Origin of the sequence: Microseira wollei NIES-4236, assembly GCF_020521235.1 — a bacterium.
In the GTDB taxonomy this organism is placed as follows: Bacteria; Cyanobacteriota; Cyanobacteriia; order Cyanobacteriales; family Aerosakkonemataceae; genus Microseira; species Microseira wollei.
Genome location: NZ_BLAY01000172.1, coordinates 1 through 21,911, shown reverse-complemented (window position 1 = coordinate 21,911; position 21,911 = coordinate 1). Strand labels below are relative to the sequence as shown.

15 protein-coding genes and 2 pseudogenes are annotated in these 21,911 nt (G+C 47.5%); 7 read left to right on the top strand and 10 right to left on the bottom strand.

Features of this window, described 5'->3' with window-relative positions; translation table 11 throughout:
* Nucleotides 1-772, bottom strand: a pseudogene (locus MiSe_RS38175) (hypothetical protein); the annotation flags it as partial.
* Between the two features lie 700 nt (nt 773-1,472).
* On the opposite strand from MiSe_RS38175, the pseudogene MiSe_RS38170 reads away from it, so the two are divergent.
* Both MiSe_RS38170 and MiSe_RS38165 read left to right on the top strand, forming a co-directional pair.
* Nucleotides 1,473-1,757, top strand: a pseudogene (locus MiSe_RS38170) (phytoene desaturase family protein); the annotation flags it as partial.
* Nucleotides 1,729-1,923 carry a hypothetical protein gene (locus MiSe_RS38165; protein ID WP_226590446.1) on the top strand — a complete coding sequence of 65 codons (195 nt, stop codon included), beginning with the start codon at nt 1,729-1,731 and terminating at the stop codon, nt 1,921-1,923. The pseudogene MiSe_RS38170 and the gene MiSe_RS38165, both read left to right, overlap by 29 nt.
* A 182-nt stretch (nt 1,924-2,105) precedes the next feature.
* Here the strand turns inward: MiSe_RS38165 and MiSe_RS38160 are convergent, their stop codons facing one another.
* The 3 genes from MiSe_RS38160 to MiSe_RS38150 form a co-directional block, all read right to left on the bottom strand.
* Nucleotides 2,106-3,380 carry a PEP-CTERM sorting domain-containing protein gene (locus MiSe_RS38160; protein WP_226590443.1) on the bottom strand — a complete coding sequence of 425 codons (1,275 nt, stop codon included), beginning with the start codon at nt 3,378-3,380 and terminating at the stop codon, nt 2,106-2,108.
* A 300-nt stretch (nt 3,381-3,680) separates the two neighbouring features.
* The gene (locus tag MiSe_RS38155; RefSeq protein ID WP_226590441.1) at nt 3,681-4,958 is read right to left on the bottom strand and encodes a PEP-CTERM sorting domain-containing protein; all 1,278 of its coding nucleotides are present in this window, start codon (nt 4,956-4,958) and stop codon (nt 3,681-3,683) included.
* Nucleotides 4,959-5,333: 375 nt separating this feature from the next.
* A complete protein-coding gene (locus MiSe_RS38150) occupies nt 5,334-6,662 on the bottom strand; it encodes a DUF3466 family protein (RefSeq protein WP_226590439.1) in 1,329 nt (442 codons plus the stop codon).
* 874 nt (nt 6,663-7,536) lie between these two features.
* On the opposite strand from MiSe_RS38150, the gene MiSe_RS38145 reads away from it, so the two are divergent.
* Nucleotides 7,537-9,009: a phytoene desaturase family protein gene (locus MiSe_RS38145; RefSeq protein ID WP_226590437.1), complete on the top strand. Its 1,473-nt coding sequence runs from the start codon at nt 7,537-7,539 to the stop codon at nt 9,007-9,009.
* A 209-nt stretch (nt 9,010-9,218) separates the two neighbouring features.
* On the opposite strand, the gene MiSe_RS38140 is transcribed toward MiSe_RS38145, so the two are convergent.
* On the bottom strand, nt 9,219-9,623 hold the full coding sequence (locus tag MiSe_RS38140) for an NIL domain-containing protein (protein WP_226590435.1): 405 nt from the start codon (nt 9,621-9,623) through the stop codon (nt 9,219-9,221).
* A 105-nt stretch (nt 9,624-9,728) separates the two neighbouring features.
* Between MiSe_RS38140 and MiSe_RS38135 the strand changes: the two genes are divergently transcribed.
* Entirely contained in the window at nt 9,729-10,553 is an 825-nt protein-coding gene (locus MiSe_RS38135) for a DNA adenine methylase (RefSeq protein ID WP_226590433.1), read from the top strand.
* Here the strand turns inward: MiSe_RS38135 and MiSe_RS38130 are convergent.
* A complete protein-coding gene (locus MiSe_RS38130) occupies nt 10,550-11,032 on the bottom strand; it encodes a PD-(D/E)XK nuclease superfamily protein (protein ID WP_226590430.1) in 483 nt (160 codons plus the stop codon). The two genes, MiSe_RS38135 and MiSe_RS38130, sit on opposite strands and share 4 nt — an antisense overlap.
* Nucleotides 11,033-11,130: 98 nt before the next feature.
* Between MiSe_RS38130 and MiSe_RS38125 the strand changes: the two genes are divergently transcribed.
* Nucleotides 11,131-11,781: a Uma2 family endonuclease gene (locus MiSe_RS38125; protein WP_444980610.1), complete on the top strand. Its 651-nt coding sequence runs from the start codon at nt 11,131-11,133 to the stop codon at nt 11,779-11,781.
* Between the two features lie 178 nt (nt 11,782-11,959).
* On the opposite strand, the gene MiSe_RS38120 is transcribed toward MiSe_RS38125, so the two are convergent.
* Both MiSe_RS38120 and MiSe_RS38115 read right to left on the bottom strand, forming a co-directional pair.
* A complete protein-coding gene (locus tag MiSe_RS38120) occupies nt 11,960-12,877 on the bottom strand; it encodes a metallophosphoesterase (protein WP_226590425.1) in 918 nt (305 codons plus the stop codon).
* Between the two features lie 87 nt (nt 12,878-12,964).
* On the bottom strand, nt 12,965-14,197 hold the full coding sequence (locus MiSe_RS38115; protein ID WP_226590454.1) for an RNA-guided endonuclease InsQ/TnpB family protein: 1,233 nt from the start codon (nt 14,195-14,197) through the stop codon (nt 12,965-12,967).
* Between the two features lie 192 nt (nt 14,198-14,389).
* On the opposite strand from MiSe_RS38115, the gene MiSe_RS38110 reads away from it, so the two are divergent.
* Nucleotides 14,390-15,532 (top strand): hypothetical protein, encoded by a 1,143-nt coding sequence (locus tag MiSe_RS38110; protein ID WP_226590422.1) that lies wholly within the window; start codon nt 14,390-14,392, stop codon nt 15,530-15,532.
* Between the two features lie 295 nt (nt 15,533-15,827).
* On the opposite strand, the gene MiSe_RS38105 is transcribed toward MiSe_RS38110, so the two are convergent.
* Nucleotides 15,828-16,511, bottom strand: coding sequence for an N-acetylmannosamine-6-phosphate 2-epimerase (locus MiSe_RS38105; protein WP_226590451.1), 684 nt, complete (start codon nt 16,509-16,511; stop codon nt 15,828-15,830).
* A 139-nt stretch (nt 16,512-16,650) separates the two neighbouring features.
* Nucleotides 16,651-18,927, bottom strand: a complete 2,277-nt coding sequence (locus tag MiSe_RS38100) for a hybrid sensor histidine kinase/response regulator (protein ID WP_307731621.1) — start codon at nt 18,925-18,927, stop codon at nt 16,651-16,653.
* Between the two features lie 193 nt (nt 18,928-19,120).
* On the opposite strand from MiSe_RS38100, the gene MiSe_RS38095 reads away from it, so the two are divergent.
* Nucleotides 19,121-21,911, top strand: a 2,791-nt coding sequence (locus MiSe_RS38095; RefSeq protein ID WP_226590417.1) for a cobaltochelatase subunit CobN, incomplete at its 3' end; no start/stop codon positions are given.

Sequence of the window (21,911 nt, the reverse complement as noted above, 5' to 3'; positions counted from 1 at the left end):
CATAACTACTGTTACCCCCCAGAGTACCCAGGTCACTCATGCCGCTGCTCTTTTCCCACAAGAAAGCGCGAGTTTGCCCATCAGCAATGACTGAGGAACCAATCACCTGACCATAGTCGTTGATGGCATTGGCAGAACTATAGTCACCCCCCAGAGTACCCAGGTTAATCATGCCGCTGCTCTTTTCCCAGAAGAAAGCGCGAGTTTGCCCATCAGCAATGACTGAGTAACCAATTACCTGACCATAGTTGTTGATGGCTGTGGCCTGATTTTTACCCCCCAGAGTACCCAGGTTAATCATGCCGCTGTTTTTGTCCCACAAGAAGACATTTTGCTCATAGTGTTCTGTATAGTTGTACGGCGGCCTATAGTAGTTCCCAGAGTATATGGTTGTAGAAGTACCAATTACCTGACCCAAGTCGTTAATTGCTACGGCATAACTAGAGGTAGAGCTAGGGCAAGGGACATAACGATAACCATACTCATAATAGTCATAGCAATAGTTATAGCCACTGGGGGGGATTATACCCAGGTTAGTCATGCCGCTGCTGTTGTCCCAAAAGAAAGCACGCTCTGACCCATCAGCGGTGGTTGAGTGGCCAACTACCTGACCATACTCGTTGATAGATCCGGGATAGCTATAGTTACCCCCCAGAGTACCCAGGTCGGTGAGAGAAAAACTGATAGCATCGGCTCTTTGGGCGGTAGCTAGTCCCAAGAATGCAGCGGCAGTTAGTGCAATACCGACTTTACAAGCATTGAGTATTTTCATAATGTATCCTTACCAAATTGATTGCTACAAAAAGAACAAAGCGCACAGTGAAAAGACTCGCTCTCGTGCCCACAGGTGCTCATCGGATTCGCCGAGAGTGAGTCTGTGCTATTTCTGTTGCCGAAAACTCACATCTTTTGCTTGATTTTTCACAAACTCGGGACAATCGCCAACACCAAAGTTTCTCCGAAAACTCGTTGGTTTGGAACTAGAGATCGCAGCCAGAAACTTTGGTGATAGGAACGCCGGTTTCTCCGAAAAACTAGATATCTACGCAGAAACTTTGGTGATAGGTGAGGTGAATCGAAAACAGGCATCACTTTGTCATGACTGTTTTCTAAATGCTGAAAGAGGGCTTTTTAGAACTATTCTTTCAGCCTCATGCACTGGGAGCGATCAATTAATTCACTTGATTTAACTATTTTCATCTAAACAGAACCTTCAATGAGAGCTAATTTATCAATGTGTTTCAGTAAATCTACCATTTTGGTGCCAACTATATTTGACTTTCACCATATCTTCACCGTGTTTTCACGGCATCTTCAAAAATCAAATAAGTATTTTTACGAAAACTGCTGGCAGCGAACCTGTTTGGGACGCGCGTTCGCCCCACCCAGAAACCCGGTTTGTCGAAAAAACCGGGTTTCTTGAACTTGGATTGTAAAAAATAAAGAATTAGTAAAAAGCAAGCAAACTAAATATCAACTTAGATGCGATCGTCATCGGTAGCGGCATCGGCGGTCTAACCGCCGCCGCCCTACTCGCTCGTTACGGTAAGCAGGTATTGGTCACAGAAAGTCACGCCATTGCGGGCGGCGCGGCTCACAGCTTCGCGCGGCGCGGCTTTACCTTTGATTCTGGCCCTTCGTTCTACTGCGGCCTCAGCGACCCGCGCAGCCCATATCCGGTGCGGCAGGTTCTCGATGTTCTGGGAGAATCTTGGCCAACGGTTACTTATGACCCTTTGGGACACTATCATTTTCCTGGGTGTGGACAGCACCACCGATCCCAGTTTGCCAACAGCATCATCAATCATGCTGTTGGTAAATCGATCCCTCGTGTCGCCGACACCCGCTGGCAACTCAAGTTCCCAGGCGAGTAGCAGAAGTCCACGCCAGCGTGGACTGATAGAGAAGATTAGTCCGTTTTAACGGACTTACGCTATTAGCCCGGAGGTTTAAACCCCAGGCGGGTGTGGACAGCACCACCAATCCCAGTTTGCCAACAGCATCATGTATTCCCTGGCGGGTTGTGTGGCTGACCGACAGTTGACCAGATGTGCATAACGACAAGGCTTTGAAAGGTTGGAATTGTCAAAAACTTACACTATCGGTCAATTGCGGCTAGAAGCATCCTGTTGCTGCCGCTGGCGAAACGCCGCACCAGCACCCACAGCACCCAACGCCAAGAATGCCAGTGCAGAAGAAGGTTCGGGAACAGATTTGGAAGTATTGGGCGTTAAGAGGAAGGCACGGGTTTGACCATTGTAAACGCCACGGCCCACAATCTGCCCCGCATTGTTGATGTCTGATGCCTCGTATAGTATCCAGTCAGGAGCGGAAACTAAATTGTTGAGGTCACTGATGCCGCTGCTCTTTTCCCAGAAGAAGGGGCGAGATTGCCCATCTGCGGTGTATGAGAAACCAACCACCTGACCATAGTCGTTGATGGCTCTGACATAGCTAAAGTTACCCCCCAGTGTACCCAGGTCAATCATGCCGCTGCTCTTTTCCCAGAAGAAGGCGCGACTTTGCTCATCAGCGGTGGCTGAGCTACCAATCACCTGACCATACTTGTTGATGGCATAGGGATAGCTAGAGTTACCCCCCAGTGTACCCAGGTTAACCATGCCGCTGCTCTTTTCCCACAAGAAGGCGCGACCTTGCCCATCAGCGGTGGATGAGGAACCAACCACCTGACCATAGTTGTTGATGGCTGTGGCACCGCTAGAGTTACCCCCCAGTGTACCCAGGTTAACCATGCCGCTGCTCTTTTCCCACAAGAAGGCGCGACCTTGCCCATCAGCGGTGGATGAGGAACCAACCACCTGACCATACTCGTTGATGGCATAGGGATAGCTAGAGTTACCCCCCAGTGTACCCAGGTCAATCATGCCGCTGCTCTTTTCCCAGAAGAAGCCGCCATTTTGCCCATCTACAGTGTTTGAGAAACCAACCACCTGACCATAATCGTTGATGGCAAAGGCAATGCTAAAGCTACCCCCCAGAGTACCCAGGTCACTCATGCCGCTGCTCTTGTCCCAGAAGAAAGCGCGAGCTTGCCCATCAGCGGTGCTTGAGCCACCAATCACCTGACCATAGTTGTTGATGGCTCTGGCATAGCTAGAGTTACCCCCCAGCGTACCCAGGTTAATCATGCCGCTGCTGTTGTCCCACAAGAAGGCGCGATTTCCCCCTTCAGCGGTGTTTGAGGAACCAACCACCTGACCATACTCGTTGATGTCTGCGGGATAAATATAGTTACCCCCCAGCGTACCCAGGTCGGTGAGAGAAAAACTGATAGCATCGGCTCTTTGGGCGGTGGTGATTCCCAAGAATGCAGCGGCAGTTAGTGCCATACCAACTTTGCAAGCATTGAGTATTTTCATAATTTCTCCTTACCAAATTGATTGCTACAAAAAGAACAAAGCGCACAGTGAAAAGACTCGCTCTCGTGCCCACAGGTGCTCATCGGATTCGCCGAGAGCGAGTCTGTGCTATTTCTGTTGCCGAAAACTCACATCTTTTTGTTGATTTTTAACAAAGCGGGTGTAGGCGACACCACCGATCGAGAAAGCCAACAGCATCATTTATTCCCTGGCGGGTTGTGTGGCTGACCGACAGTTGACCAGATGTGCGTAACGACAAGGCTTTGAAAGGTTGGAATTGTCAAAAAATTCCACTATCGGTCAATTGCGGCTAGAAGCCTCCTGTTGCTGTCGCTGGCGAAACGCCGCACCAGCACCCACAGCACCCAATGCCAAGAATGCCAGTGCAGAAGAAGGTTCGGGAACAGATTTGGAAGTATTGGGTGTTAAGAGGAAGCCACGGGCTTGACCATTGTAAGAGCCATAACCCACAATCTGCCCCGCATTGTTGATGTCTAATACGTCGTATAGTATCCAGTCAGGAGCCCAAACCAAGTCGTTGAGGTCACTCATGCCGCTGCTCTTTTCCCACAAGAAGGCGCGAGGAAGCCCATCTGCGGTGGATGATTGACCAATCACCTGACCATAGTTGTTGATGGCTATGGCATAGCTATCGTTACCCTCCAGAGTACCCAGGTTAATCATGCCGCTGCTCTTCTCCCAGAAGAAGGGGCGACTTTGCCCATCAGCGGTGTTTGAGTAACCAATCACCTGACCATAGTTGTTGATGGCTGTGGCATAGCTATCGTTACCCCCCAGTGTACCCAGGTTAACCATGCCGCTGCTCTTTTCCCAGAAGAAGCCGCGATGCCCAAGCCCATCAGCGGTGTATGAGCCACCAATCACCTGACCATAGTTGTTGATGGCTTGGGCATAGCTAGAGTAACCCCCCAGAGTACCCAGGTTAATCATGCCGCTGCTCTTTTCCCACAAGAAGGCACGATATTGCCCATCTGCGGTGTCTGAGCCACCAATCACCTGACCATACTCGTTGATGCCATTGGCAGCGCTATTTTTACCCCCCAGAGTACCCAGGTCACTCATGCCGCTGCTCTTTTCCCACAAGAAGGCGCGATATTGTCCATCAGCGGTGGATGAAGTACCAACCACCTGACCATAGTCGTTGATGGCAGAGGCATAGCTAGAGTTACCCCCCAGCGTACCCAGGTCACTCATGCCGCTGCTCTTTTCCCACAAGAAGGCGCGATATTGCCCATCAGCGGTGGTTGATCGACCAATCACCTGACCATACTCGTTGATGGCAGAGGCATTGCTATAGTTACCCCCCAGAGTACCCAGGTCACTGATGCCGCTGCTCTTTTCCCAGAACAAGGCACGATATTGCTGATCAGCGATGTATGATTCACCAATCACCTGACCATACTCGTTGATGTCTGTGGGATAAATATAGTTACCCCCCAGCGTACCCAGGTCGGTGAGAGAAAAAGTAATAGCATTGGCAGGTTGGGAGGTAGCTAGTCCCAAGAACGCAGCGGCAGTTAGTGCCATACCGACTTTGCAAGCATTGAGTATTTTCATAATTTCTCCTTACCAAATTGATTGCTACAAAAAGAACAAAGCGCACAGTGAAAAGACTCGCTCTCGTCCCCACAGGTGAGCATCGGATTCGCCGAGAGTGAGTCTGTGCTATTTCTGTTGCCGAAAACTCACATCTTTTGCTTGATTTTTCACAAATTCGGGACAATCGCAAAGCAACCGGGTTTCTCCGAAAACTCGTTGGTTTGGAACTAGAGATCTGCACACCCCTAGCGGGTGTGGACAGCACCACCAATCCCAGTTTGCCAACAGCATCATGTATTCAAAGCCCGGTTGTGTGGCTGACCGACAGTTGACCAGATGTGCGTAACGACAAGGCTTTTAAAGGTTGGAATTGTCAAAAAATTCCACTATCGGTCAATTGCGGCTAGAAGCATCCTGTTGCTGCCGCTGGCGTTTCGCCAAAGAACCAGCTCCCACAGCACCCAACGCCAAGAATACCAGTGCAGAAGAAGGTTCGGGAACAGATTTGGAACTATTGGGCGTTAAGAGGAAAGCACGAGTTTGACCATTGTAAGAGCCATTGCCCACAATCTGCCCCGCATTGTTGATGTCTACTACACCTTCCAGTATCCAGCCAGGAGCGGAAACCAAGTCGTTGAGGTCACTGATGCCGCTGCTCTTTTCCCAGAAGAAGGGGCGAAATTGCCCATCAGCAGTGTTTGAGGAACCAATCACCTGACCATAGTTGTTGATCGCTCTGGCAGAGCTAGAGTTACCCCCCAGTGTACCCAGGTTAACCATGCCGCTGCTCTTGTCCCAGAAGAAGGGGCGACTTTGCCCATCAGCGGTGGTTGAGCCACCAATCACCTGACCATAGTTGTTGATGGCAGTGGCAATGCTATAGCCACCCCCCAGAGTACCCAGGTCACTCATGCCGCTGCTCTTTTCCCACACGAAGGCGCGATATTGCCCATTAGCGGTGTTTGAGGAACCAATCACCTGACCATAGTTGTTGATGGCAGTGGCAATGCTATAGTTACCCCCCAGAGTACCCAGGTTAATCATGCCGCTGTTCTTTTCCCACAAGAAGGCGCGATCTTGCCCATCAGTAGTGGATGAGTAACCAACCACCTGACCTAAGTCGTTGATGGCTTTGCCGTAAGTATAGCTAAAGCCATAATAGCCACTCCCCAGTGTACCCAGATTAATCATGTCGCTGCCCTTTTCCCACACGAAGGCGCGATTTTGCCCATAGCCAGAAAAGTAGGTGTATGAGTTACCAAGCATCTGACCTAAATTGTTGATGGCTGTGGCAAAGGCATAGCCATATAGAGCTCTCGGTGGAGACAGCTCAATCATGCCGCTGCTCTTGTCCCAGAAGAAGGGTTTTTCCCCATAGTTGTTCACTCTGTTACCAACCACTTGACCTAAGTCGTTGATCGCTGTGGCATAAGTAGAGCCAGACCTATCGTCATAGCCATAGTAATTCCTCGGTGGATCCAGGTTAATCATGCCGCTGCTGTTGTCCCACAAGAAGGCGCGATTTCCCCCATTAGCGGTGTTTGAGGAACCAACCACCTGGCCTAACTCGTTGATGTCTCTGGCATAGATATTGTTACCCCCCAGGGTACCCAGGTCGGTGAGAGAAAAACTGATAGCATCGGCTCTTTGGGAGGTAGCTAGTCCCAAGAATGCTGCGGCAGTTAGCGCCATACCGACTTTGCAAGCATTGAGTATTTTCATAATTTCTCCTTACCAAATTGATTGCTACAAAAAGAACAAAGCGCACAGTGAAAAGACTCGCTCTCGTGCCCACAGGTGCTCATCGGATTCGCCTCAGCGAGTCTGTGCTATTTCTGTTGCCGAAAACTCACGCCTATCACCAAAGTTTCTCCGAAAAATCGTTGGTTTGGAACTAGAGATCGCAGCCAGAAACCCGGTTTCTAGGAACGCCGGTTTCTCCGAAAAACTAGAGAGCGCAGCCAGAAACTTTGGTGATAGGTGATGTGAATCGAAAACAGGCATCACTTTGTCATGACTGTTTTCTAAATGCTGGAAGAGGGCTTTTTAGAACTATTCTTTCAGCCTCATGCACTGGGAGCGATCAATTAATTCACTTTATTTAAATATTTTCATGGAAACCGAACCTTCAATTCGAGCTAATTTATCAAGGTGTTTCAAAATCTACCATTTTGGTGCCAACTATATTTGACTTTCACCAAATCTTCACCGTGTTTTCACGGCATCTTCAAAAATCAAATAAATATTTTTACGAAAACTGCTTGCAGCGAACCTGTTTGGGACGCGCGTTCGCCCCACCCAGAAACCCGGTTTTTCTAAAAAACCGGGTTTCTTGAACCCCAGAAACCGGGTTTTTCTAACCATACCTTCGCCAAAGCCGACACCCTTAAGGGTGCGGCTACACTTTCTTTGGCTGCCAAGGCAGCCTGCATTTGATTTCAGCCTGCTCTGGCAGGCTTTGTTTGTGTAGCCCCAGGTTTTAACCTGGGGGATCTTGGCGTTTCAGAACATTGGCTCAGGTATTATCTAAAAAACCGGGTTTCTTGAACTTGGATTGTAAAAAATAAAGAATTAGTAAAAAGCAAGCAAACTAAATATGAACTTAGATGTCATTGTCATCGGTAGCGGCATCGGCGGTCTAACCGCCGCCGCCCGACTCGCCCGTTATGGCAAGCAGGTATTGGTCACAGAAAGTCACGCCATTGCGGGCGGGGCGGCTCACAGTTTCGCGCGGCGCGGCTTTACCTTTGATTCTGGCCCCTCGTTCTACTGCGGCCTCAGCGACCCGCGCAGCCTCAATCCGGTGCGACAGGTTCTTGATGTTTTGGGTGAATCTATCGAAACGGTTAGTTATGACCCTTTGGGACACTATCATTTTCCTGAAGGGACGTTTCCGGTTTATAGCAATGGGCGGCGATATCGAGATGCTGTGGCAAAGATTGCGCCCCAAGGCGCTATAGAATTAGAACGGTTTGAAAATCGCCTGTTGCCTTTGTACGATGCGATGAAGGGTATTCCTACTATTGCTTTACGCGCAGATTGGCAGATGATACCTATTTTATTGGGCAGATATTTGCCATCTTTATTAAAGTTATTGCCCCACGTGGGAGTAATTCAAGGTTCCGTTGGCGAGGTGATGGATAAAGAGGTAAAAGATCCTTGGGTGCGGCGGTTAATCGATTTAGAATGTTTTCTGCTATCCGGTTTAAAAGCACAAGGAACTATCGCCGCTGAAGTCGCTTTTATGTTAGGCGAACGTACCAACATCGGCGTCGATTATCCCATCGGCGGAAGTGGGGCAATTGTAGATGCTTTGGTGCGAGGTTTGCAACGCTGGGGCGGAAAATTACGTTTGAATGCCCATGTCGAGCAAATATTATTGGAATCGGGGAAAGTAGCGGGAGTGCGATTGCAGAATGGGGAAGTTATTAAAGCACCCATCGTTATTTCCAATGCGACGATCTGGGATACTTATAATAAGTTGTTGCGTCCGGAAGATTTACCTTCTTCTTATCGTCAGCAGTCGCTCTTAACTCCCGCCGTGGATAGCTTCATGCATTTGCATTTAGGTATCCGGAGTCAAGGGTTAGAACATTTGACAGGACATCACGTTGTCGTTCACGATTCTAATCGGGATATTACCGAACCTGGGAATACTTGCATGATTTCGATTCCTTCGGTGTGGGATAGCAATTTAGCGCCACCGGGACATCATGTAGTTCATGCTTATACTTTGGAACCTTTTGATGGATGGCGACGGGATGATAGTTATGAAGATAGGAAAAAAGAGCGATCGCATCCCCTCTACCTTGCCCTAGAAAAAATTATCCCCGATCTGCGCCAACGCATCGTCCTTGAACTAATCGGTACACCCCTCACCCACGCCTACTATCTCCGCAGATACAAAGGCACTTATGGTCCAGCTATTGCTGCGGGTAAAGGTACATTTCCCAGCATCTATACTCCCATCCCCGGATTGTACCGCACGGGCGATAGCACGATGCCCGGAATAGGCGTCCCCGCCGTCGCCGCTTCGGGTATTTTGTGCGCGAATAGTCTAATTGGGTAATAGGTAATAGGTAATAGGTAATATCATGTCCGCGAGAGATCGGTAGTGTATGGATGGCTAATTGCTAATTGCTAATTGCTAATTGCTAATTGCTAATTGTCAATTGCCAGAGAGCAACCATTAGCGATTAGCTATTAGCAGTTACACAACCGTTGCTATTGGACATGATATAATAGGTAATAAAAATCACCAATTACCCATTACCAAACCTAAAAATTAGTCGAAATCGCTTGCACGGGACAAGTCGGGATACACTGTTCGCAGACAATGCAGCGCGAGCGCGTAAACGTCAGCTTAAACGTCTCCTTATCTAAGTTAAGGGCTTCGGTGGGACAGACACCAGTGCAGAGTCCGCAATCGACGCAGATATTTTCGTCGATGACGATTTCGCGACTAGCGAACGAGACATTGATGTCTTGCGATCGCATCCACTCAATCGCCGCATCCAGCGCATCGATATCCCCGGATAATTCTACCACCAACTTGCCGATTTGATTTGGCGCCACCTGAGCGCGGATAATATTAGCCGCCACGTTAAAATCCTTTGCCAGTCGGTAAGTCACTGGCATTTGGACGGCGCGTTTGGGAAAGGTCAGCGTTACTCGTTTTTTCACGGCCTTACATAATTCCCTTTATTGCTATTTTAGCTCAAAATCTAATTAACCGCTAACTCTAGTTTGAGGCATAATTTATGAGAAAGCGCTTTGATTTTTAGAGCTATGCCAATCGATATTCAACCAGATATTTCTCCCCGTCCCTTTCTGAAATGGGCTGGTGGTAAAACTAAGCTGATTCAGCAATACCTTCCCTATTTTACCCAAAAATTTAATAATTACTACGAGCCATTTTTAGGAGGTGGGGCTATATTTTTTCATCTCCTGCCAAAATCTGCTGTTTTGACGGATATTAACCCAGAATTGATTAACGTTTATCGCTGCGTCAGGGATAAAGTTGAGCCTCTGATTGCACTTTTGGCAGAACATCAGCATAAACATAATAAAGATTACTATTATCAGGTTCGCCAGCATTCTTATAATACAGATATAGAAAGAGCCGCGCGTCTAATTTATCTGAATAAGACTTGCTTTAATGGTCTATATCGAGAGAACTCCAAAGGTAAATTTAACGTTCCCATAGGTCAATACAAAAATCCTAAAATTTGCCATCCCGATTTACTTTATTCGGCAAGTTCAGCACTTCAGTCAGCCCAAATTGAGGTCAGGGGTTTTGCCGAGGTAGTGAATTATGCTAAAAGCAACGATCTGGTCTACTTCGATCCGCCTTACTATCCTATAAGTAACACCAGTAATTTTACGGGATATAGTCGCTATTCTTTTAGTAAAAATGACCAAATTAGGCTAAGAGATGTATTTGCTGAACTTGCCATTCGTGGGGTAAAAGTAATGTTATCTAATTCGGATTGTGAGTTGATTCGCGACTTGTACAGCGAGTTTAAAATTCACAATATATCAGCAGCAAGGGCGATTAACTCTAATGCAAAGAAACGAGGTAAAATTGCCGAGTTACTGGTCACGTCATATTAAAGATTGTTGTTAGCCCAAATAATAAAACTAGACAATGTATGGACTGCTAACAGATTTTGATTAGCTGCGACTTGTTGCTTTAACCAAGTAATTGCTCCTGGTTTCATCCCGCCACCGTCGAGCAAAACAATAGCGGGTGCAGGATAGCAATTTTGGATATTCAAATTGACGTAAGGAAGTTTTTCGTCAACCGAACCACCGACTTGTTGCCATTTACACTCAATTATTATACCGGCAGGAATTGCCGGAGAACCAATAATATAAAAGTCTACATAGATATTTGTACCATAAATTCCTGGGCCGATATGCACCTCTCTTGCATACCGCCTTGGTATGTTAGTCGAGTTTAAAAGGTATGCTAGTTTCTGCTTTTTCCGTAACTTGTCACCTACTGGGACATAGCCATGTCCCTGCAAAGCTCCTTCTACAGTTTTTTCTAAGACATTGCCAGCTTTATTTGCTCTACCACCTTGAGTCATATTTATATCAAAGAATAATTAATCAAATTATGACACAATAGCAGCAGAAAACGCCATAAGCTATGCTAAATAGCAAAGATACTCTTTGGTATAAAGGCATGGTTAATCCCCCGCCAGTATTAGAAACAGTTCCAACCGATACCTGGCTTGAGGTATGCTGGGAAGATTTTCTCACATTTGCAGACGATCCAACTTTGGCAAGCGGGAGGTTTTACTACGATGAAGGTTACATGAGGGTTGAAATGTCTCCACTTGGTTCTGCACACGGTCAAGATAATTCTATTGTTTCGACAGTTATCATCTTGTTTGCTGCTCTCAATAATATTCCGATCAAAGAACTGACAAATACCAGTTTTAGGAAAGCAAGAATGAGAGAAGCACAGCCAGATATTGCCTTTTATATTGGAGAAAATTTAAGATTCCCGCCACGGAATAATGCGCCAGTCGATATTGATGAATTAGAACCCCCCACCCTAGTTGTTGAGGTAGCTGCTTCGTCTTTAGAAGATGATACGACGCGCAAACAAAAACTCTACCAAAGGATGGGAGTGAAAGAATATTGGGTTGTGAATGTTAACGCGGGTACAGTTATTGCCTGGTTGTTGTCTGCTACAGAATGCGTGCCAATTCGAGTATCTCAAGTTTTGCCGGGATTAGAAATGGCTTTGGTTGAAGAAGCACTGAAAAGATCGGAAACTGAAGATGATGGATCGATTGGTCGTTGGTTAATAGCAACGTTGAGCCAGTAAGTATTTAGCAACCCAAAAATCCGACACCCTTAAGGGTGTCGCTATACAAACAAAGCCCGCATGCGCGGGCTTTTAGAATTTCAGCCCACGTAGGTGGGCTTTGTTTGTGTAGCCCCAGGCTTTAGCCTGGGGGCGTTTCAAAACATGGGCGAAGGTATTATTAAAGAAACCGGGTTTCTTAAACATGAATAATTCCCCGGTCGAACACGCGGTTATCCGTCCCAATTCCACTCACAACTATACGATCTGCATACACTTCAAAGGCGGCAAAACTTAGCTGACTGGCAGAATGTTCCGTCCATTCCGAACGTCCGACAGGTCGAAGTCCCGCACCGCCGCCGCAAATTAAATAAGTCGTGCCGTTAATAGAACGAGTGCGTTCGTAATTGTGGTCGTGTCCGTTAATATAAAGTTGGACGCCGTATTTTTTAAACAGCGGTACTAAGGTTTCGATAAAAGGTTGATTGACGCCATAAACGCCGGATGAATAAATCTGATGATGACCAAAGACAATTTTCCAAGGGGCATCGCTGCGACTGAGTTGTTGTTCTAACCAAACTAACTGATTTTTCCAATCTGCATTGAAATTGGTATCTAAGGCAAAAAATTGCACCGAGTCGCGGCGAAATGTATAGTAACGCCCCTGCATATTAAAACCCGGATAGCTGACTTGCTTGTCGCCGTTGTCGCTGCGAATATCGTGGTTGCCCAAACAAGCGTGAAATTTTAACCCTTGCTGCAATAATTTTTGATAAGGACGCTCAAAAACCGCACCAATTTTCTCAAATTCGCCGTTGGTGTAAATGTTATCTCCGGCTAAAATTGCCAAATTAAAAGGGTTTTGGCGGTGATATTGCGTCATCGCTTGGGCGACGGCATACTGTCCTTGGGCGCCGGTGCCGGTATCTGCGACGGAGATAAAGCGCAACAGCAGCGGGTTTGGGGCAGGGGTAGGGGTTAAACTTGGCTGAATATCCTTACTTGGCTGAACATAGGTACTTTGGGCGCTTTGATTCCCAAGTAACTTGGCTAAAAAAGCTAAACTTGTAACCCCAATGCTACTCAAAATTAAGAATTGACGACGATTGAGGCGCATATGTATCCTCACGTAAAGCTTTGTCAGTTGTTCAAAAGCCAGAATAACAGAATGATAAAGTGAACTACCCTACGCCTAGCCACAGGGTCAGGCGCGAGCTTCCAGCTTCACAGGCGATTGCCTTACCTTGGGCTTACGCCCTCGGCTTGGTCTTACATCGCCTCCACTGGCAGAGTCCCCCGTTCCAGAGGACTGTAGCATTCTGATGCCCTCTGCTCTGATGTTTTTCGCGGCATTGCCATCTCTATCGTGATGCGTTCCACAACTAGGACAAGTCCATGTGCGTAGAGCAAGCGGTAACTCAGGTATTTGATAATGGCACTCAGAGCAGAGTTTAGAACTGGGAAACCAACGATTTATTTCTAATAGCATCTTGCCTGCTTTCTCGCATTTGTATGACAAGAAATTTACAAATATTCCCCAGCTTGCATCAGATATTGCATCAGCTAGTTTACGGTTACGTTCGCGCAGCGTGCGCGAAGCGCATACCATGCCCTTGACGTTGAGGTTTTCAACTACCACAACTTGATTATTGTCTACAATCTTGCGAGACAATTTGTGTAGGTAGTCTTGGCGGACATTGCTGATTCTTTCATATACCCTAGCTACTATTTTTCTAGCTTTTTTTCTGCGATTACTCCCTTTCTGTTTTCTCGATAATTTTTTCTGTTTTCTTTTTAGATTTTTTTCTCGTTTTGCTAGATGTTTAGGATTAGTATATTTTGATGTTTTTTTGCCGTCATAAGTGACAACAAAATCTTTCACACCTAAGTCAATCCCGATCGCTTTCCCATCGGTAGATACTGATGGTTTTTCCCCATCGTACTCCATTAATACAGACGCAAAATATTTTCCTGACTGGTTTTTACTCACCGTCACTGTTTTAATTGTTCCATCAAGTGTCCGGTGAATTTTGGCTTTTACCGCCCCCAACTTACCAGGAAATTTCAAGCATTCATTTACCTGCTTTACATGCTGCGGATACTGGATTGACTGACGACCAAACCTAGATTTGAATCTGGGATATTGAGCCCGACCTTCAAAAAAGTTTTGATAGGCACGGGATAAATTTAGACTCACAGACTGCAATACCTGTGAATAACATTCCCCTAGCCATTCAGTCTTTTTATCTTTTTTAAGGGCAGGCAATAAGGAGTTTAGACCAGACTGAGATAAGCCTTGGCCAGTTGCCTTATAGGTTTCAATACATTTATTCAACCCATAGTTCCACCACCACCGAACACAACCAAAATGTTCTGCAAGTATTTGTTTTTGCTCATTCGTGGGATAGAGACGTAGTTTTACAGCTTTTCTTAGCAGTGGTTGTCACCCCCTTGTGTTCTTAGTATTATACACAATTTATAGTAATTGAATTGTGAAAATTGCTAATTTTACCGGGATTGACCGGATAAAATTAGCTTGGGCGAGTCGATGTATCCGGGCGCTCACCTAAGGCGAGAGCGCAGAACTTAGAGCTAACCCAAACGCCCAAATTTAGTTAAGGGAGATTTTATGACACAAGATCAGCCTCAACAGCCAGAAACAGAACAACAGATACCACCCACCACACCGACACCCAAAGCACCCGTGTCGCAGTCGGGGAAAGCGGCTCAAACAGTGGTTCAAACCCTGGGAGAAACCTGGAAAACCGTCCAACCTGTGCTAAAAGAAGGCACGGTTAAAACTTTGCGCGGCACAATTTGGGTGTTACAAGGAGCGGTGAATCAACTGGAAGGACAACCTCAAGCGCAAATTCAGCCTCCGGCGGATACCCTGCCAACGGCGGCGAAGCTTACCCCAGAAATGCCTGCATCTATTCCAGGGGATCGAGCAACAGCAGTACCGCCAGCCACAACTAAACCTGCGCCACCGACAAAACCAGTTTCTCCACTGTCGAATGCGTTGGCGATCGCAGGCACTGTTATTATCACCCTGTGGCAGTGGTGGAAAGCCGCTATTGCCAAACTTCGCACCCTGTTGCCGGAGTCGGTGAAGCAAAAACTGCCCAATAATGATATTTTGTCGGGCGCGATCGCTGCCATCTTGCTCCTCTTTTTCTGGTTAAATTCCTCCTCCTCACCCCCAGCAGTCGCTAAAATTCCCCCCGCAATTTCAAACCCAGCACCGGAAATCAAAGTAACTCCGAAAGTTACCCCACTACCAGAAATTAAACCATCTCCGAAAGCTACCTCAGCAGAGGAAACCAAAGTATCTCCGGCAGTTACCCCAGCAGGGGAAACCAAAGTATCTGCGGAAATAACCATTCCACCTGCGGTTGAAACCCCACCCGAATTAACCGCACCCAAACCATCTAAACCTGTAGAAACTGTTCCGCCGCCTCCCCCAGTTTTAACCCCAGAGCAAAAATTGCTCGCCGAAATTCAAAATAAAATCGCTGAAATTACCAAAGAATCTGCCGAGGGGTTAATTCAATCTGTTCAAGCTAATTTTCAAGCCGGACAGCTAACGGTTAAAATTAGCGACGATTGGTATAACTTCGATGTCGCCAAACAGGATAAATTAGCCGCCGATATGTGGAGTCGCGCGCGGGAATTAGACTTTAGCAAAGTCGAAATTTCCGACACTGAAGGCAGACTGATAGCTCGCTCTCCCATCGTTGGGTCTAATATAATCGTTTTGAAGCGTCAGCTTTAGCGACGAGAAAAGAAACCGGGTTTCTTTGTAGACAGAAACCCGGTTTCTTTGCGTAAGTCCTGTTTAAATCAGAAACCCGGTTTTTTCAAAAAACCGGGTTTCTTAATCTAGGGAACATTATTAACGTTATCTGTTTGTCCGAGATATCTATACTTATTCCCTACTCCTAATTATGGGTAATTTACCGGACATGATATTATATTAACTATCGGTTGGGGCGGATTTAACGAACAGAATGTTTGGTAAAACCCGCCCCTACTATCCCCATTACCAATTAGCAATTAGCAATTAGCAATTAGCAATTACCAATCCCCTCTACATAAGCTTTTACCAAATAATCAATCCCGGTAATAGCCGTACCAACTACAACTGCATAAGCACCTAAATTAAGCGCTTCTCCTGCCATTTTTGGAGAAGAAATACCGCCTTCGCAAATTACCGGAATATCTAATTTTTGTACCATTTGAGTCAGCAATTCAAAACCGGGGGGAGACAAATGTTTGGTTTCGTTGGTGTAACCGTAGAGAGTTGTTCCTACAATATCAGCACCCGCTTGGGCAGCAGCGATCGCATTCTCTATTGTATCCACATCCGCCATCACCAATTTGCCCAATTCATCGTGAATTCGCTTAATTAACCCCGCGACTGTTTCCCCATTCGGGCGTTGTCGCAGCGTCGCGTCGATGGCGATGATATCCGCACCCCCAGAGGCGATCGCTTCTGCGTCTTCATACCGTGGTGTAATGTAAACTTCATAACCTGGTATTTGCTGTTTCCACAGTCCGATTATCGGCAATTTAACTTTTTGCCGCACCGCGCTGACATGATAGGGAGTATCAATTCGCACCCCTAATGCGCCTTGGTTCACAGCCGCTTGCGCCATGGCAGCAACGATCGCGGGATCGTGTAGCGGCGAGTCAGCAGGCGCCTGACAGGAAACAATTAGACCTCCACGGAGCGATAAAGTTTCTGGTAACATAAGCAGGTGAGTTTTGTAGGGGCGGGTTTTACCAATAACCATTAAACTGCAACAGATCGTTAAAATAAACCCGCCCCTTTTTAGGCATCAGGAGAATTACCAATTAGCAATTAGCAATTAGCAATTAGCAATCCACCCATCATTTAATCGCGCAAGCAGCTGGAATATCAGCAACCATCAAGGCAGCGATCGCATCTAATAACTGTTCGGGAATAACGGGTTTAGTCAAATAATCATCGGCTCCCTCAGCGAGGATATTTGACAGATTTTCTGACGTTTCTTGAGGAATTAGCGCCAAAATTTTGCTCCCCCGTGTGACCTTTGATCGACGCAATAACCGCATGACTTCATAACCACTCATTCCAGATAGTTGCACGTCCACTATGACGATCTGTGGTTGTAAAATATCAATTTGCTTAACAGCAGCAGACCCTTCAATTAACCACACTATCTGATAGTCTGCTGCTGTAAGGATATCGCAAATCAACGTTGCACTTTCTTCACGATCGCCAATTAAAGCAACGCGACCTGGAAGAATATCTGCTGCGGGTGCTGCGGCATCTTTCCCAATATATGTTATCGGTTGGCAAGGTAGCCAAACTGTAAAAATCGAGCCAACGCCAACAGTAGATTCAACTTCAATTCTGCCTCCATGGAGTTCTATCAGTTGTTTTGTTAAAGCCAAACCCAAACCAACGCCTTCGTATTCGCGATTGTATGAAGTATCTAACTGTTGGAATTTCTGAAACAGTAAATGTCGCTGATGTTCGGGAATGCCGATGCCGGTGTCTTCTACTTGAAAGACAGCGGTATTTCCTTCTAACCAAACCCGCAGGATGACTTTGCCATCGGGGGTGAATTTAATGCCATTGCTCAACAAATTCAACAGAATTTGTTTCAGGCGCTTGGGGTCTGCTCTAAAGCGGTCTTTGTTGGCAGGAATGCGTAAATTTATCGCCAAATAGACGCCATGTTCGATGGCTTTTTCCCGCAGGGTTTGCACGGTTTGAGTTGCCAGTTGAGAAAGGGAAAACTCGGTGATATTTAAGACAGTTTTACCCGCTTCCACCTGAGACAAATCGAGGATATCATTGATCAGTCCTAGCAGGTGTTCGCCGTTATCGTGGATAGTTTGTAGGTAATCCCGCTGTCGCTGGGTGAGTTGACCAAAAGACCAGCGCAACAGGGTGGAAGATAGCCCGATAATGCAGGTGAGGGGCGTCCGCAATTCGTGACTCATCGTTGCCAGAAATTCGCTCTTGGCGCGATTGGCAGATTGGGCGGCTAGCAAGGCGTCTTGCAGTTCGGAGGTGCGTTCGATCACCCGTTGTTCTAGGGTTTGTTTTTGTTGTTGCACCTGGGCATAAAGTTCGGCTTGGTGAATTGCAATCGCTAAGTGTTCCGCAATATGCCGCAGAAAGGTTTTTTCGCTCTCCTGCCATTGACGCGGCTCAAAACATTGATGGGCAATCAGTAACCCCCACAATTGATCTTGAACCACAATCGGCACAACCAACTTGGCTCGTACCTGAATTCGTCCCATGAACTCCAACATGCACTCGGAGAAGACGTAAGTACTTTCCACATCTTCCACCGCCAGGGTGAAGCCTTGGCGATATTTCTCCCGACGGTTCGGCACATCAACAAAGCAGCGCTTATCCTCACCAGTATCTAGCGCAGAAACTATAGCATCGGAGACTCTGGCTTCGTAGGTAACGCGACCCCAACCTTCGCAAGGAATCATTGATTCATCATGATTCTGACTTTTGACTTCTGAGTGCTGAAATTGATAAATTACTAATCGATCCGCCTGCAAAAACGAGCGAACCTGCTCAAGTGCTGTTTCCAGGATCGCGGGTAACTCCAGAGTCTGGCGGATTTGGGTTGTTACCTGATTCAGGACGCCTTCTTGTTCGACTTGTTGGCGCAGCGCATCGTGGACGGGTTGACAAACAGAAACATAGGGGTAATCTGTTTCTAGGGTAGGCTCAAAGCTGGTATCGCTCGCCAGAATTTCCAGCAACGAGAGGGTAAACTCGCTCTGAAGGCTGGCGTCGTTGGGTTGGAGGATATGATTGGCTTGTTTTAAAGTTTCTGCGGCAATGTGACTATTGTTGAGCAGACTGGTGAGTTGGGAAACAAAGGCAGCGATCGCCTCCGGAGCAAAACTCAACCCCACGTGATAGCATTTCTGCTGAGGATTTGGGCAATCCAACGGTTGTGACTCGCAAGCTGTCCCCAACAGCAAGGCACTAAACCGCTGCGACACCAAGACGGTAAAACGTTCTGGCAACATTGTGGCAGGAACGGACATCCCCTGCACCACATCTTCGGTCAACAGCAGCGCACCTTCCCCAACTCTTTGAGCCATCTGCCCCAATGCCAGCCGCAGCCGATTAAAATTTGCAAGGGGCAAAGTGTGACGTAAAATTGAACTTTGGTAACTTAGCATTTGAAGGGTTTATTATCAAAAGCTGAATGCTTGGGCAGATCAAAGCTTCTAACCTTTGGCGCAATCATTCAGGGAACATATTTAATTAATTATCAATCCCGAACCCAGAAGTGGGACAAGACTTAATGCTTTGTATAGGTAATATCTACAACATACTATGCATCGGATAGCCGCCACCCCTGGGGGTTGGAATCCTGAAACTGAAGGTGTAATCTTTGTCGAGCAAACCCCTGCTCCTATAGTCATTCTGACTGCTGCCGACACCGATATTCAAACCCTGGCGGCTGCTGTCAACCAGCTACCCGATGACTTTCCAGCACTGCGGGTGGTCAATCTATTGCAGTTGCAGCAACAGCTAACCATCGATACCTATGCCGAACAAGTTCTGACATCGGCACGGGCGATCGTTCTGCGGCTATTGGGGGGACGCGCTTACTGGTCTTATGGATTGGAAGTGCTACAGGAGACGGTACGGCAAACCGGCGCCGCACTGATTGTACTCCCCGGAGATGACCGCCCCGACCCCGATTTGCTCGATCGTTCCACGGTTTCTCTATCAAAGGTTAACCAAGTATGGCGCTACTTCACCGAAGGCGGCAGCGAAAATTGCGTTAACGCCCTCAAATTTGTCGCCGATATCTGCCTGGGACAATCCCACAACCCACCCCCACCCCAAGAAGTGCCGCGCGTGGGGCTTTATCGGCAAGAGGACGGGGAGACGCGGGGACGGGGAGACGCGGGGAATGACATCGACCCATCTTCCTGTTCTCTACTTCCTAAAGTGGGACTGTTGTTTTATCGGGCGCATTACCTGGCGGGAAATACACGCCCAATTGATGCTCTTTGTCAAGCTTTAGCGGCACGAAAATTAGAACCCGTGCCGGTATTTGTCTCTTCGTTGCGCGATCGCGATGTACAAGCCGAATTATCCCAATATTTCCAGCCGCCTGAAACAGAACCCGTTCAACTGATACTCAACACCACCAGTTTTGCGGTTTCAGATTTTACAGCGATTGGCAATTGGGTGCAAAACAACATTGTAGGGGCACAGGAGGTGCAAAACTCGGATTTGGCGGCAAAGCTGACGGATGCTGTGCCCCTACCCTTGGTTGATGCGACGGGCAATCCCATGGTCGGGGCACAGCAGGTGCAAAATTGGGATTTGGCGGCAAAGCTGACGGATGCTGTGCCCCAACCCCCCGTTTTGCATTCCCAGGGGAAGTCCCGAGAAAGAGCGACAATCCACCATCTAGATGTCCCCGTTTTGCAAGTTATCCTCAGTGGCGGCACTGTAGAACAGTGGTCAGCCCAGTTTCAGGGACTTTCTCCCCGCGATATGGCGATCAACGTCGCGCTACCAGAGGTGGATGGGCGAATAATCACCCGTGCGGTTTCTTTTAAAGCGGTGCAAACCCAAAATTCCCAGTTAGAGACGGATGTAGTAATTTATCAACCGCATTTAGAACGGATAGAATTTGTGGCAGATTTAGCCGCTAACTGGGTGCGACTGCGGCAAACTCCCCCGGAAAAGCGACGAATTGCTCTAATTTTGGCAAATTATCCGTGTCGCGATGGCAGACTAGCGAATGGTGTGGGACTCGATACCCCTGCAAGTTGTGTAGAAATTCTCAAGGCGCTGCAACAAGCTGGATACTGGGTAGAAAATATACCCGCAACGGGGGATGAACTGATGCAACGTTTAACCGCTGGGGTGACCAATGACCCGGAAGGGCAACAATTGCGCCCCGCAATGCAGCAATTATCTTTGGAGGAATATCAAGCGTATTTTGCTACCTTGCCAGTTGAGGTGCAGAAAGAAATATGCGCTCGCTGGGAAATTGCTAATGGGTCATTCCATTCCCAGGCAGAGCCAGGGAACAAGGGTAACGATTCCCAGGCTCTGCCAGGGAACGAGGGTAATAGAGAAGAAAACCAATTAGCAATTAGCAATTACCAATTAGCAATTCCCGGCATTCAACTAGGCAATATTTTTGTGGGAATTCAACCGAGTCGGGGCTACGATCTCGACCCCAGTTTAAACTACCACGCCCCGGATTTAGAACCGCCCCATCATTATCTGGCTTTTTATTATTGGGTGCGACAACATTTTGCATGTCATGCGATCGCCCATATCGGCAAGCACGGCAATTTAGAATGGCTACCGGGTAAAAGTGTCGCCCTATCGCATAAATGTTATCCCGAAATCGCCCTCGGCGCCTTGCCCCATCTTTACCCATTTATTGTCAACGACCCCGGTGAAGGTTCATCTGCCAAACGTCGCGCCCAAGCGGTTATTATCGCTCACCTCACGCCACCGATGACCAGGGCAGAATTATACGGCCCGCTGCAACAATTGGAAAGTTTAATTGACGAGTATTACGAAGCACAAAGTTTAGACCCCTCCCGACTCCCAGCAATCCGCTCCCGCATCGCCCAGCTAGTAGAAAAAGAAAACTTGCATATAGACTTGCAAATCGCTAATCGCCAAGAAAACCAATTACCCATTACCAATTACCCATTACCAATTACCCAACTTGACGGCTATCTTTGCGAACTAAAAGAAGCCCAAATTCGCGATGGGTTGCATATTTTTGGGCAATGTCCCCAAGGACGACAACTGCGAGATTTGATAGTTGCGATCGCTCGTCATCCAGGGGTCGGTCGTCTCGGCTTAACTCGCGCCTTAGCTCAAGATTTCGGCCTAGATTTTGACCCCCTTACCGCTGATATGTCAGTAGTCATCGATCAAACGAGGCAGCAGCCCACCCCCTCGTTCCCAGGCTCAGCCAGGGAACAAGATCCCAGAGGCTCAGCCTCGCCTAACTCGTTCCCAGGCTCAGCCAGGGAACAAGATCCCAGAGGCTCAGCCTCGCCAAACTCGTTCCCAGGCTCAGCCAGGGAACAAGATCCCAGAGGCTCAGCCTCGCCAAACTCGTTCCCAGGCTCAG